The organism is Parabacteroides sp. AF21-43, from assembly GCF_003635435.1.
GTDB classification, from domain to species: Bacteria; Bacteroidota; Bacteroidia; order Bacteroidales; family Tannerellaceae; genus Parabacteroides; species Parabacteroides distasonis.
This window is the reverse complement of sequence record NZ_QTMG01000049.1, coordinates 1-11,169: the sequence shown is the minus strand read 5'-3', so window position 1 is coordinate 11,169 and position 11,169 is coordinate 1. Positions and strand designations below refer to the sequence as shown.

Below are 11,169 nucleotides of genomic sequence, written 5' to 3'. Positions count from 1 at the left end.
CGATACGGTATTTCAGTTTCTCGGTTGCTGTTAATTCTTTGTATTTTCTTACCTGCCTCAAATCCGCAACTAAGCCCTTCAACGTCCTTCTTGCGTGTACACGTCCTCTCATTACTGAATTATCAGATAAATTGAGGCAGAAACACCCACTTCTGCCTACAACATCCCCTTACCCCACAATGCGACTTGAGACAATACGCAGTATCATACCCATAAGTTGTAGGCGTTATCCAAAATCAGTCTGAAAAATATCTGCGTAAGCATTGTTACAGGTATAGATATTCAGCACATACCGCCTTGATGTCCTGATCCACTTGGCTGGTACAGAGATAAACCTGAAGACAAACGCTTTTATGCGACTTGTTGCATTGAGTCCGAACCTCTTTACGTCAAGTCTTTGGATAATGGCCTTGTAGAAGTTACGGATAAGTGCTGTAAGAAGAAGGAACACAGTGTTCTCGGCCATGAAGGATTTGGGCAATCTGTCCCACCCGAAACCATTGTTCATATCATCAAAGATACGTTCCTTTCCTCCACGAAGGTTATAGAACTCGACAATTTCTCTTACGGAAGATTCATAGTCGTTAGTCAGGATACAACGGTATGTGTATTCTCCTTCCCAAAGATCCTGCACACCATCCATCCGTTTCTGTCTTTGAATCACAAGTCGGTATGCTTTACCCTTCCACTTCTCAACAAGGATAGAGTTCAATTCAAACTCAATGCCATTGATTTCCTCAGTCTTCCAGCCTCTGAGAGCAAATATGTCATTGTAGAGCGAACTGCAGCGGTTAGTGCGGATATAGAAGGACTTGCAGTGTTTCTCTATTTCCTCCACGATTTCCTCGGAACATGATCCGCAATCAGCTCTGAAACGATTGATAGTGAGCCTGTTCTGTTCAAATCTCTCAAAGAACCTCTTCAGCGTGTCCTTCTGATGAAAACGAAGGTTTTCGTTAAGCCAGATGAGCAGAGCTAAGTTTACTTAAGCTCTGCCATGGCGAGAAAACGTGCCATGAAATGGAACTTTTGTGTTACCATCGCTATTCTCAATGCCAACAATCAAGTCACCAATAACCGCCACGCCAGGGCGATAACCAGAGAACTTCTTGTATGTAGGCTTTGCATCATACTTCTCACCCTCTTTCAGTTGGTCAGATGCAAACATACAATTGAGCAGTAAAGTATTGAGAGTGTCAGCCGTGTTGAAATCGTAGTTCTTACCCGTATCTGATGTGTATGAGATGTTTCCTTGCGTCAGTTCCTTTATCGCTCTGAGGATAGTATCAGAACTACAAGTACGAAGTGTCGGATGGAGCGAGAGATGGTTCATCAAATGAGTAGTGACATCCTCAATGCATGAGCCACCACAGAAGTAGATACTCATGAGAGAACGGATGATTTCGCTGTACTGATAACCTAACGATCTACACCTTAGACCGAGGGTTGAGTCGATTACAGATGACAATGTGGAGTCAAATTGCTCATCAGGTAGGGCGGAAGGATTTCGAGGAATTTGGACGACGCATAGGGTTGGGCAATAAATTGATAAAGCGTGAGCTTGATGAGTTTGTCAAAGAGAAACCATTGGTGCAAGTATTGATAGACCGTTCCTTTTTATCGGAAGAACTGAAAAAGTAATATAGGATGTCTATGGGGTACAGGTGTAAGATGCTTTCTTTCTGATGAAGGGCGGATAAAGCATTCTTCAGGAAAGTACTTCTCCTTTTCCCATACCGGTCATACCGTTAAAACTGATTGATAATTATGACGCGTATGTTGGCCGGTATGCCTATCTTTGTGGCAATGAAAACAGAGAAAGGATTGATTTTGTAAGTATTATCATGGCAAAAGAACTGATTCGTGTCCCTAGGGTGCTTGGGGAAAGCTATAATTCCGTGCTGATTGAACGGTTGTATGAGGCAGGTGGAAATGTCATGCTCGATCTGATCATATACCTGGGCAGCTATCACCTCAAAGACTTGTTCGGGACTTCCTGGTTCTCCGTAGAAGACTTCTGCCGTAAGATGGGGTATGACCGTACCAACTTGCAGCGCAAGCTGGATAGCCGGCAGCTCGCGGCCATGTTCGGAAAGAATATGCAGCCGGAATATGTATGTACCGACACGGCAGGACAGAGAATCAGCCATCCTATCGAGACGGTTTTTGAGGCGGCTCTCTATAAACTGGGATTGGAGAACCTCTGCTATCCGACCATTGGCGAGGATGGCCGTACATCCTATAATTTCGTGCAGATCTTGAAACGTTTCGACATAATGACCGATTTCAAGACGAAGAAGTCAACGAAAAGGCTGTACTCGGCAGTGGTAAGCCCGGAGATAAAGAATTTCATGTTCTCGCTCTATAACCTCTTGGAACTTCAGGATTACCGTAGCCTGCCCAGCCGTTACCGCTATTTCTATCTGGAACTTTCCAAGATGGTTTACCTGATCAAGTATAAGACCACCAAGAATGAGGCTCCTTTTTATGTGCTGACAGTCGATCAGCTGGCTAAAAAGCTCGGCATAGAGATTGCCGAACCCAAAGACCGGAAAAAGAAGGTCGCCTCGATACTGAAAAAGATGAATACTTACCTGAAATATACCAATTTCAATTTCTCTTTTGTGAAAGGCGATCATGAGAGATGGGCATATACCGTGTTGTTCTCGTTTCCTAGGCATACGCTGCACTATTTTGATGAAGGACAATATGCTGTCGTGGTGAAGAAATTCTATAAGAACCTGCTTGGGCTGTATGTCGAGATTGCCTACCCGGACACGGATATGGCTGTCAGGAGGAAGAAGATCAAAGAGGTGGAGGAAGATGCCGGACTGTATAAAGAGTTCCTTTTATGGGCAAACTCCCCGGAAAGCGTAGAAAAGAAGAAACAGATATATATCAGTGATTTCGTGGCTGTATTCGGCAGGTTTCCGGAAGGATGGGCACAGGAAGAGTTGGAGAGTGCCAATGGAACGGAAGTTGCTCCTGCTCCTGAAGAGTTCATATCTCCGGAGACGGACGGGGCGGTGAACATGGACGATCCAGCTGTGTAGAACCGTCCACGTTTCACGGTTTTTTATAGAATTAGTTGTGTAGAAGTGTCCCTATTGGGGTGATTAGATGTGTGGAGTCATCCGCTTTGCCTGTTTTAGTTGTGTAGAAGTGTCCCGTTTGTTGCTTCTAGTTGTGTAGAACCGTCCACTCCTTTTGCTTTAGTTGTGTAAAAGCGTCCGGTTTCACTTGTCAGCTGTGTAAAACCGTCCACCCGTTAATGAAGGGAATAGGTAATCCCTGTTTTTTTTATATGTCGGTATATCAGTGAAATAAAAGAGAGAAATTTTTAAATAAAAGGTATCGGCTGTGTAAAACCATCCACCAAAATACATAATAAAGACCTAAACTCCTAACCCCTTTAAATATCCCCAAAGCGATAACATAGAAATGACTGGGAAAATAAATTTTCCCTTCACATGCCCTATACGTACTTTCGGAAAAAGATTTTTCGGAAGTATGTGTTGATTTTCACGTTTTTTTATATGATTGGAAGGCGGTTCTGTTCATCTTCTGTATCCGAATTAGTTTTTCAGGGCGTTCCCTTCTGACCGGGCTATTCGTTGCAAGTCCTCGTTACCCTCCAGGCTTTTCCCTGCTATCCCTAACGCTCTACGCTCCGGCTATGCCGGAAGAGAGGTATGATGATTTTTTCCTGAACTGATAGGAACATTGCGAAGGTAGGCGTGGCCGGAACGCCCGATATTGAAAAGCCAAATCTCCATCCTCCCATTCCGGGAGGTAGTATTTACCAGTTCAATCCCGTTCTGATCCGTCTTTCCCGCTTTCTCTTCAATGCACTGTTCCCAATCAGTTGAGGAAAAATTTATGGTTGGGGCGACAAGCGATGTTTGCGAGTATTAATCTTTTAATTTTTGGCAGTATGAAAACGAAGAGAACCGTATTTGAAGTGAATGACGTTTATCGGGTGATGGAAAACAGCGAGTTGATTTATACCTTGACGAACAGTGAGAAACTGAAACGTGAAGAATATAAGTATGAACAGATGGAAATAGAAGGATTGTGCTTGTCTGATGTACTGGAAACACTAACACCCAGCCGTAAAAAAGTCGCTTATGCGGCGATTGAGCTATATAAACGGCTGAAAGAAGGGCAAGTTGAAAGTCCTGCGCTTTTATCCAGCAATAATGTTTATAAAATGATGCATCCTGTTTTGTGCGATATAGCTACTGAAGAGATGTGGGTGCTGTTGCTGAACAGTTCGTCCAAACTCATCCGTAAAGTCCGTATCTCATGCGGCGGGATAAATACCGCCCCTGTGGATATACGGGTTATCATGAAGCAGGCATTGTATTATAACGCCGTATCTTTTATCATGGTACATAACCACCCATCAGGAGCACGCAAGCCCAGCAGTGCGGATGACCGCTTGACGGAAGCAGTTAAAAAAGCCGCTGAAACATTAGACATCCGTTTGGTTGACCATGTGATTGTGGCAGGCAATAACTATTATAGCTATGCGGACGAGGGAAGATTGCAAAATAGGTAAGGTGGACGGGAGAAATCCCGTCTGCCCGGGATTTCGGCTTCGGGGTTCTTTTTTGGCAGTCACCCCAAAAAAGAACCAAAAAAATGCTTCCCGGACTATCGGATGCGACATCGTAAAATACGCAAAGACGTGGCTTTTCAGAATAAATACATATCTTCGCGCCAAAGGTGATCGGAATGAATGTATTTTCTACTTTTGATACAGGCGTTATGGTGGCTCTCTTACTGGGCATTGAGTTTCTTAGAAGTGATATCCGAACGATTCTCTATTGTAAAAGGAATGATCCCAGGATTCTTAAGAGTTGCTTATATACGCTGCTTATATTATTGACCAGCCTTTATTCTATTGTGGCCGGAGCCATGCTTCATCCGGAACCCGTACCTGTTTATGAGTTGATACCCGGTTTTCAATATGGGGTTTATGGCTTTTCTTTTTCGTTTATATTGCTCGCTGTTGCATGTCTTTATCGTAAAACATTACCTTTTGTCCTTTTGGGCTACGCTATGATATATGTGATCGGTGTATTGATACCACTACTTAGGTATGTAGTGTCTATGATGGATTATTTCACTCGCACAAGGGTATAGCAGGTTAATTTCTTGATTGTATCGGATTGCCCTTTCTGTGGGCTGCCTCCCCCGGCTTCTTTCCTCCGATCCGAGTCCGGCTTTTTGCTCGGCAAAGGTTTCGGGATTCCGCAAATGGCAAGTTACGGCCATGCGCCTTTACTGTATGGAAAATAACGATGAAGAAGTGTCTTCCCGACATTTTCCATAAGTGAAACTTGGCTTATTGCTTGCAATCCAGACCTTGATATGCCGAAAAAAGGCTCAGAACTCAGATGGGGAATGACATCAAAAAAAAGGTCGGCTGACCAAAGACCTTCCCGATACAAAAAATGAAAAGGTCTTGAATCTAGCTGAAGAATAAATCAGATGTTCAACTTAAATAATGCTAATATGGAAAATTTGATTACACAAATCAACAAAGAGAGATTGGTTAATAGCGACACAGCTCTTATGATGAAGGAATTATACTATTACGTGCCTTGTGAGTATTGGTATGACAAACAGGATAGGCTACGCACCGATATTGAGGGAAGGAATACCCCGATGTATATGTGCGAGTGCCCGACACTGGCAGCATGTATCCAATGGATGATACAGACTCGTGAATATACGTTTCAAACAGAACAAAACGTGGCGGTCTGGCATGTGGTTGTGAGGGCTGGAGATTATGTGTTGTATGACTCCGAAAGTAATGCGGACGCTTTTTGTTGTTTGGAAGAAGCATTGGAAAAAGCGGTACAGGAGTGCATGGAGTTATTGTATTAAAATTAAAAAAAATCAGTCCCCGTGAAGGGGACTTTCCTATAATCTTGCTGAGAGGTGGAATTGCAGACGATCTTTGAGAATCATCTTTGAAGGATGGGCAGAGGTTTATTCGTTATTTGTTATTTTTGTTCTCGGATTTCAGCGCAATTCCATTCCTTCTTAATAGGCGATATACTGTTCCGCTACTGCCTATGTTTAATATTTTCTGTATCTCCCTTACCGGCGTTCCGGATTCATAGAGTTGGATGCAGCTTTTCTGCTTGGCGATGTTGTTTTTGTTGATAAGTGTCTTTCTGCCGAATTTGACACCTTTTTCCTTGGCGATTCTTCTGCCTTCTTGGGTTCTCTCATAGATAAGGTCTCTTTCAAACTGAGCGAAAGCACCGAGAATGTTGTTCATCAGTTGGCCGATTGCGCCTTCCGTACTGATGTTGTCTTGCAGTGAGGTGAATTGGATGCCCCTATTCTTGAAATCTTCCAATAGCGTAAGGATATTCTTCAGCGAACGGCCAAGCCGGTCCAGCTTATATACGACAAGTGTGTCGCCTTCCCGGAGAAAGCTCAGGCAGGCATCCAGTTCCGGGCGGTTTTGTTGACGTCCGGTCATTTTCTCAGAGAAGATTTTCTCGCATCCGGCAGCCTTCAACGCTTCCAGTTGCATATCCAGATGTTGTTCCTTGGTGGAAACACGGGCATATCCTATTTTCATCCTGTTTTCGTATTTAAATGTGTAATGAAGGTTTTAATTCTTCACTTTTTCAAATATGAAGACATTAATTCTTCATATTCCTCACGGCTGTATTGGTTGAACCCCTTTTGCTTCATTGCCAAAAGAAGCCTTTCCAGTTCTCCGATAGTCACTACCTGTTTGCCGATAACGGTAAATTGTTCCCATTCTCCCTTTTCGTTGAGCAGGTATTCCCGGTGTGCAAAACAGTAAAGAGAACCATCGATGTCATTCCGTTTCTGCCATTGACGCAGGTGCTTCAAACTGGTGAAATCACGGGTGACAGTACGTGGAATGGGAACCAATACGTCAATTTCCATCTTGAATTTTATATTCTCTTCCGCTTCTCGCATGGGTGATTAGCTTATTTCATAATACATCAATTATCGTATGGGCAGGAAGTTCCAGTTTGGAGAAAGCAAACATTTTCTTGCCCAAATCCTTTAGCGATGCCCCAATATGATATACTTCCGTATTATCAATGATTAAGAAGCGGTCATGACTACTTTTGTAGGTTCTAGCTTCAATGGGAGGATATTGGTCATTGTGTTTGTTTAAATCAAGTTGGAGCTGTGCGTTTATTTTGTGTATAAATAGTAGCTGATACTCCACTGTTTCGTTTGCTCAACATGAGTAACACGGATTCATCTACATAGTTGTCGATAAGCACAAGTGAGCATTTGGCAGACTTTATTAAATCTGTAGCAAACTTATACGCATCGAATATCTGACCGTCAAAGAATATACCTTCCACCGGAGGCAATGAGGTGCGTACAAAGAAGTCTATCTTTGCATCATGTTCAGCAATGGTTTTCTCTATTTGGAAGAATCTATTGTTCATTCTATATTCCATGTCATTGAGCCGTTGGTTTATAGAATAACCTTTCAATAAATATTCTTTTAAAATTTTATTTGCCCATTGCCTGAATTGCGTACCTCTTACGCTTTTAACTCTGTATCCAACTGAAATTATTACGTCTAGACTAAAGAACTTGACAGGCTTATCGGAATTAGCAATGTGCAAAAAATGCACATTGCTTTTCTCTTCCAATTCCTTTTCCTTAAAAACATTATTTATATGTTTGGTAATAACGGTTCTGTCACGTTGAAAAAGTTCTGCTATCTGCGCTTGTGTGAGCCAAACGGTTTCATCTTCTAAACGTACTTCCAACCTTACAGCTTCATCCGGTTGGTATAGTATGATTTCTCCTTGCTTCTCCATTATATGTTTCGCTTTTATTATATTGTTGCAAATGTACGAAAAAGAAACGTTATAAAGTCTGTTTTTTCCGTAAGTATTACCTTAAAAATTTGTTCCCTTTTTATTTTAATAAAACAGAAACATTCTGCTGTTTTAAAAATCAGTTATCTGTTTGCTATTCATAGTTAGGGTATCAAATAACTAAAATTCAAATGGAAACGCAAATCTATATTTTATGCAGATTTGTTTGTTAGAAGCGGAGAAAAGGACACAAGACATGATAAGAATCATAGGTCGGGGAGCGCCGCACGGCAAGGGGGGCACTAGCCTCCCGACGAGTGCAGCCGTTGGCCGGGTTATCGGTGAAAATGGAAAAAAGTTGGCTTTTCTTTTGGTATTGTTATAACTTTGTCTATATTTGTGTTGTGATAATCAATTTTAAAGTTATAACATTATGGTAACAAACATTATTCAGATTGGAAACAGCAAGGGGATAATACTTCCTTCCGAGATATTGAAACAGTTGCGTTTGTCCTTGAAATCGGCTGTGAGCATTTCTTTGGACGGGAACAATATTGTGATAAAGGCACAACCACGGCAGGGATGGGCGGAAGCTGCCAAACGTGCCCATGAGAATGGGGATGATGAGTTGCTTATCCCTGATGTGTTTGAGGATGAAAAGTTTGAGGATTGGACATGGTAGAACAGTATGGAGTGTATTGGGTAGAGTTAGACCCTACCCGTGGGGGTGAAATGGCAAAGACACGGCCATGTGTTGTTGTAACTCCTTCAGATTTGAATATGTACCTTACAATAGTAGTCATTGCTCCGATAACCTCCACCATAAGGAACTATCCTTACCGGGTTCTGTGTTCTGTAGCCGGGCGTGATGGGGAGATAGCCACGGATCAGATTCGCACGGTGGACAAAAGCCGGCTGAAAAGAAAGATTGGAGATTTGAATTTCAGTGAGATAAAAAGACTGAAGGAAGTGTTTCATCAAATGTTCTGTGAATAATGGAAAGTGTGCAAATAACAGGTTATGTAGCGTATTCAAAAAAGATATTATGAAGCCAACTACTTATATTAATTGGGACGGTCTGAAAGACATTCCATTCTTCTACTGCGATACAAAGGAAGATGAAGAAAACAAGGATTTCGACATCTATTACCAGGGCAAGCTGGTGTTGCATGACTACAACCATTGCGGACACTACCTTTACACTGCTGCGCTGCTGTTCAGTAAAATCAGAAACATTACAGCCGACTGGGTGAACCTGCATAACCTTTGGATTCTGCGTGATTGCGTGCGCGAGAATTACAATCACGGCATAGGAGTGGACGACCTTATTTTCGGAGAGAATTTCGATGGCAAGAACCTCGATACACTCACACCGCTTACCAAGAAACGCTTTGATTATTTGTGTAAGCGGATTAAGGAACTTGACCCATACGCAACAATTTAACACTTCATTGGGCGAAGGCAGGGCTTGCTGCGGATGCCAGACTTTAAATAATCCATTGGATTAATTATCTTTGCACGCTAATTTTCAAATTATAAAGAAATGACTAAATCGGAAATCGTAAAGGAAATATCTGCCAGAACCGGCATCGACGGCAAAGCGGTGCTTGCTGTTTTGGAAGGATTCATGAACGAGGTAAAGACTTCGTTGGGTAAGGAGGAAAATGTCTATCTTCGTGGATTCGGTAGTTTCATAGTGAAGAAGAGAGCGCAAAAGACAGCTCGGAATATCTCTAAGAATACTACTATGATTATTCCGGCTCATAACATACCGGCATTTAAACCGTCTGACGAATTTTTGAAAATGGTAAAACAACAGAACGCATAATAGGTAAACACAATGAAAGATCAGTTACGATTATTGAGAGACTGTATCAATAATGATCGTCCGGCAGTTGTCTTTCAGGGAGACGATTTTTGCGCTCCTGAGATTTTGGAAGCAGCAAAAGAAATTTATCGTAAACATGGTTGTTCCGAAGAATTTCTTTTTGACTGGCAGCTGCTTATCAATGAGGTGAAGGCTTACCAGTTAGAAAGTCCGGCAACTGTCAAATTGCCGAAACTCTCCCCGACAGAAACGGAACTGGTGCGGGAAGAGATGACTAAACGCTAAAAAATATTCTCGTTTAATACGCACCTTTTATTCTTCAGGCAGCGTATTGAACGGGATGGGATTAAAATGTTGGCGAACCTGCTTTTTTCGAAAGTTCCTGCCAATAGTTGAAGTCACTCGGTGAAAGATGCTCTTGCATCCAGTCACGCATACCAATATCGTTTCTTTCGTTCACATATCTCGTAAACGGAATCATTGTCTTACATGCTTCAAATCCAAGCATTCTCATATGGCGTGAAATGTTGGGAGGAAGACCTTCCAACCACTCTTTATAATACATTATCAATCTGTTTTCTTGGATTGGAACCGCTTGTTGGTGGTAAATATAGCTGGCGTTTCCGATTCTAATATCTCTGGCCTTATTTTCCCGTTCTTCTTCAGGTAGCCGACTTAAATATTCAGCTTGTGCTATTCTGCATTTGGAGTTTGGATGTTCCATGGTATTTTATATAATTAAGACTCTTCAATGATACGGTTCATCAAATCACATATTTTTTGGCAGCTATGACGGTCTGCGCAAGCAGGATAGGGGCATTTCTCAAAGGATGCCTGATTATCCGTAACTATGAAACCTCCGGAACGACGTACATAACTTACCGGATGAAAATAAATATCTTCCTTTTTCGGCCTATAAGTACATAGTCTTATAAGGCTGTTCAGCTCTTTGCAAATTTGCTCACATTTTTCTTTGGGATAATGTGGCAAATCACTGAATGCTTCGTAGGGGACAAAGGCAAATGCTTTGTCATCCCACATGACAGGTGTGTAATTCTGTACCATTTGTTATTTGGAATAAGGATGGCTGGCAGATTCCGTATTTCTGTATCAGTTAGGTAATCCGTCACTATTTAAGTGCGCCTGGGCAAACTCCCGGAGGTTCGTTTCGGCAATGCACTTTTCATAAATCTCATCCAATACTTCTTGCATATTTTCTACTTTATTGAATTTTAAGGGGCTGCCGTTTGTTGCGGCTTGCCTTTCCAGTTGTTCGATGATACTGGGAAATATCCCACGCAATAAACCGACGGTAGCTACGGCTGTAGCTGGTTCTACCTCTATTGTAATCTTTTTCTTTTCCATATCGTTGTATTATGTTATCAAAAGTAATAATTATTAGGATATTGGTAAGCATTTCTTCTGAAAAACTTTTTAAAGATATTGTTTTAAGATGACATACTGTGTTTTTGCGTTCACGCAGTATTCTTTCCCACC

At 42.0% G+C, this 11,169-nt stretch carries 15 protein-coding genes and 3 pseudogenes; 10 read left to right on the top strand and 8 right to left on the bottom strand.

Features of this window, described 5'->3' with window-relative positions; translation table 11 throughout:
- Window positions 1–214: pseudogene (locus DWX84_RS22285) on the bottom strand (hypothetical protein); the annotation flags it as partial.
- Window positions 215–226: 12 nt separating this feature from the next.
- A pseudogene (locus tag DWX84_RS20820) lies at window positions 227–1,486 on the bottom strand (IS1380 family transposase); the annotation flags it as partial.
- Between DWX84_RS20820 and DWX84_RS20815 the strand changes: the two are divergent.
- From DWX84_RS20815 to DWX84_RS20790, 5 genes are all read left to right on the top strand, one after another.
- Complete coding sequence (locus tag DWX84_RS20815; RefSeq protein ID WP_224201638.1) at window positions 1,468–1,641, top strand: hypothetical protein; 174 nt, start codon at window positions 1,468–1,470, stop codon at window positions 1,639–1,641. The pseudogene DWX84_RS20820 and the gene DWX84_RS20815 sit on opposite strands and share 19 nt — an antisense overlap.
- A gap of 203 nt (window positions 1,642–1,844) precedes the next feature.
- The gene (locus DWX84_RS20810; protein ID WP_005868786.1) at window positions 1,845–3,053 is read left to right on the top strand and encodes a hypothetical protein; all 1,209 of its coding nucleotides are present in this window, start codon (window positions 1,845–1,847) and stop codon (window positions 3,051–3,053) included.
- 881 nt (window positions 3,054–3,934) lie between these two features.
- A complete protein-coding gene (locus DWX84_RS20805; RefSeq protein ID WP_005868785.1) occupies window positions 3,935–4,561 on the top strand; it encodes a RadC family protein in 627 nt (208 codons plus the stop codon).
- Between the two features lie 176 nt (window positions 4,562–4,737).
- On the top strand, window positions 4,738–5,148 hold the full coding sequence (locus DWX84_RS20795; protein WP_005868783.1) for a hypothetical protein: 411 nt from the start codon (window positions 4,738–4,740) through the stop codon (window positions 5,146–5,148).
- A 348-nt stretch (window positions 5,149–5,496) separates the two neighbouring features.
- Window positions 5,497–5,895, top strand: coding sequence for a hypothetical protein (locus DWX84_RS20790; protein WP_005868782.1), 399 nt, complete (start codon window positions 5,497–5,499; stop codon window positions 5,893–5,895).
- Window positions 5,896–6,007: 112 nt separating this feature from the next.
- On the opposite strand, the gene DWX84_RS20785 is transcribed toward DWX84_RS20790, so the two are convergent.
- The 3 genes and pseudogenes from DWX84_RS20785 to DWX84_RS20770 all read right to left on the bottom strand — a co-directional run bounded on the left by DWX84_RS20785 (window position 6,008) and on the right by DWX84_RS20770 (window position 7,844).
- On the bottom strand, window positions 6,008–6,604 hold the full coding sequence (locus DWX84_RS20785) for a recombinase family protein (protein WP_005868781.1): 597 nt from the start codon (window positions 6,602–6,604) through the stop codon (window positions 6,008–6,010).
- 41 nt (window positions 6,605–6,645) lie between these two features.
- Window positions 6,646–6,975: a hypothetical protein gene (locus DWX84_RS20780; RefSeq protein ID WP_005868780.1), complete on the bottom strand. Its 330-nt coding sequence runs from the start codon at window positions 6,973–6,975 to the stop codon at window positions 6,646–6,648.
- A 16-nt stretch (window positions 6,976–6,991) separates the two neighbouring features.
- Window positions 6,992–7,844: pseudogene (locus DWX84_RS20770) on the bottom strand (virulence RhuM family protein).
- A gap of 433 nt (window positions 7,845–8,277) precedes the next feature.
- Here DWX84_RS20770 and DWX84_RS20760 point away from each other — a divergent pair.
- From DWX84_RS20760 to DWX84_RS20740, 5 genes are all read left to right on the top strand, one after another.
- Entirely contained in the window at window positions 8,278–8,526 is a 249-nt protein-coding gene (locus tag DWX84_RS20760; RefSeq protein ID WP_005868778.1) for an AbrB/MazE/SpoVT family DNA-binding domain-containing protein, read from the top strand.
- Window positions 8,520–8,840 (top strand): type II toxin-antitoxin system PemK/MazF family toxin, encoded by a 321-nt coding sequence (locus tag DWX84_RS20755; RefSeq protein WP_005868777.1) that lies wholly within the window; start codon window positions 8,520–8,522, stop codon window positions 8,838–8,840. The genes DWX84_RS20760 and DWX84_RS20755 overlap by 7 nt, the downstream gene beginning before the upstream one ends.
- A 49-nt stretch (window positions 8,841–8,889) precedes the next feature.
- Window positions 8,890–9,288 (top strand): hypothetical protein, encoded by a 399-nt coding sequence (locus DWX84_RS20750; RefSeq protein ID WP_005868776.1) that lies wholly within the window; start codon window positions 8,890–8,892, stop codon window positions 9,286–9,288.
- A 99-nt stretch (window positions 9,289–9,387) separates the two neighbouring features.
- Window positions 9,388–9,672 (top strand): HU family DNA-binding protein, encoded by a 285-nt coding sequence (locus DWX84_RS20745; RefSeq protein ID WP_005868774.1) that lies wholly within the window; start codon window positions 9,388–9,390, stop codon window positions 9,670–9,672.
- A gap of 12 nt (window positions 9,673–9,684) precedes the next feature.
- On the top strand, window positions 9,685–9,957 hold the full coding sequence (locus DWX84_RS20740) for a hypothetical protein (protein WP_005868772.1): 273 nt from the start codon (window positions 9,685–9,687) through the stop codon (window positions 9,955–9,957).
- A gap of 61 nt (window positions 9,958–10,018) precedes the next feature.
- On the opposite strand, the gene DWX84_RS20735 is transcribed toward DWX84_RS20740, so the two are convergent.
- From DWX84_RS20735 to DWX84_RS20725, 3 genes are read right to left on the bottom strand one after another with little or no spacing between them, the layout of a single operon-like run.
- The gene (locus tag DWX84_RS20735) at window positions 10,019–10,396 is read right to left on the bottom strand and encodes a hypothetical protein (RefSeq protein ID WP_005868770.1); all 378 of its coding nucleotides are present in this window, start codon (window positions 10,394–10,396) and stop codon (window positions 10,019–10,021) included.
- 14 nt (window positions 10,397–10,410) lie between these two features.
- A complete protein-coding gene (locus DWX84_RS20730; protein WP_005868769.1) occupies window positions 10,411–10,737 on the bottom strand; it encodes a hypothetical protein in 327 nt (108 codons plus the stop codon).
- Between the two features lie 45 nt (window positions 10,738–10,782).
- Window positions 10,783–11,037 (bottom strand): hypothetical protein, encoded by a 255-nt coding sequence (locus DWX84_RS20725; protein ID WP_005868768.1) that lies wholly within the window; start codon window positions 11,035–11,037, stop codon window positions 10,783–10,785.
- Between the last annotated feature and the right edge of the window lie 132 nt (window positions 11,038–11,169).

What these genes read in the sequence shown, in the direction of transcription:
- DWX84_RS20740 (WP_005868772.1), top strand. Translation starts at nt 9,685, where the DNA reads ATGAAAGATCAGTTACGATTATTGAGAGACTGTATCAATAATGATCGT.
- DWX84_RS20795 (WP_005868783.1), top strand. Translation starts at nt 4,738, where the DNA reads ATGAATGTATTTTCTACTTTTGATACAGGCGTTATGGTGGCTCTCTTA.
- DWX84_RS20760 (WP_005868778.1), top strand. Translation starts at nt 8,278, where the DNA reads ATGGTAACAAACATTATTCAGATTGGAAACAGCAAGGGGATAATACTT.
- DWX84_RS20785 (WP_005868781.1), bottom strand. Translation starts at nt 6,604, where the DNA reads ATGAAAATAGGATATGCCCGTGTTTCCACCAAGGAACAACATCTGGAT.
- DWX84_RS20750 (WP_005868776.1), top strand. Translation starts at nt 8,890, where the DNA reads ATGAAGCCAACTACTTATATTAATTGGGACGGTCTGAAAGACATTCCA.
- DWX84_RS20725 (WP_005868768.1), bottom strand. Translation starts at nt 11,037, where the DNA reads ATGGAAAAGAAAAAGATTACAATAGAGGTAGAACCAGCTACAGCCGTA.
- DWX84_RS20790 (WP_005868782.1), top strand. Translation starts at nt 5,497, where the DNA reads ATGTTCAACTTAAATAATGCTAATATGGAAAATTTGATTACACAAATC.
- DWX84_RS20730 (WP_005868769.1), bottom strand. Translation starts at nt 10,737, where the DNA reads ATGGTACAGAATTACACACCTGTCATGTGGGATGACAAAGCATTTGCC.
- DWX84_RS20745 (WP_005868774.1), top strand. Translation starts at nt 9,388, where the DNA reads ATGACTAAATCGGAAATCGTAAAGGAAATATCTGCCAGAACCGGCATC.
- DWX84_RS20810 (WP_005868786.1), top strand. Translation starts at nt 1,845, where the DNA reads ATGGCAAAAGAACTGATTCGTGTCCCTAGGGTGCTTGGGGAAAGCTAT.
- DWX84_RS20805 (WP_005868785.1), top strand. Translation starts at nt 3,935, where the DNA reads ATGAAAACGAAGAGAACCGTATTTGAAGTGAATGACGTTTATCGGGTG.
- DWX84_RS20735 (WP_005868770.1), bottom strand. Translation starts at nt 10,396, where the DNA reads ATGGAACATCCAAACTCCAAATGCAGAATAGCACAAGCTGAATATTTA.
- DWX84_RS20780 (WP_005868780.1), bottom strand. Translation starts at nt 6,975, where the DNA reads ATGCGAGAAGCGGAAGAGAATATAAAATTCAAGATGGAAATTGACGTA.
- DWX84_RS20815 (WP_224201638.1), top strand. Translation starts at nt 1,468, where the DNA reads ATGTGGAGTCAAATTGCTCATCAGGTAGGGCGGAAGGATTTCGAGGAA.
- DWX84_RS20755 (WP_005868777.1), top strand. Translation starts at nt 8,520, where the DNA reads ATGGTAGAACAGTATGGAGTGTATTGGGTAGAGTTAGACCCTACCCGT.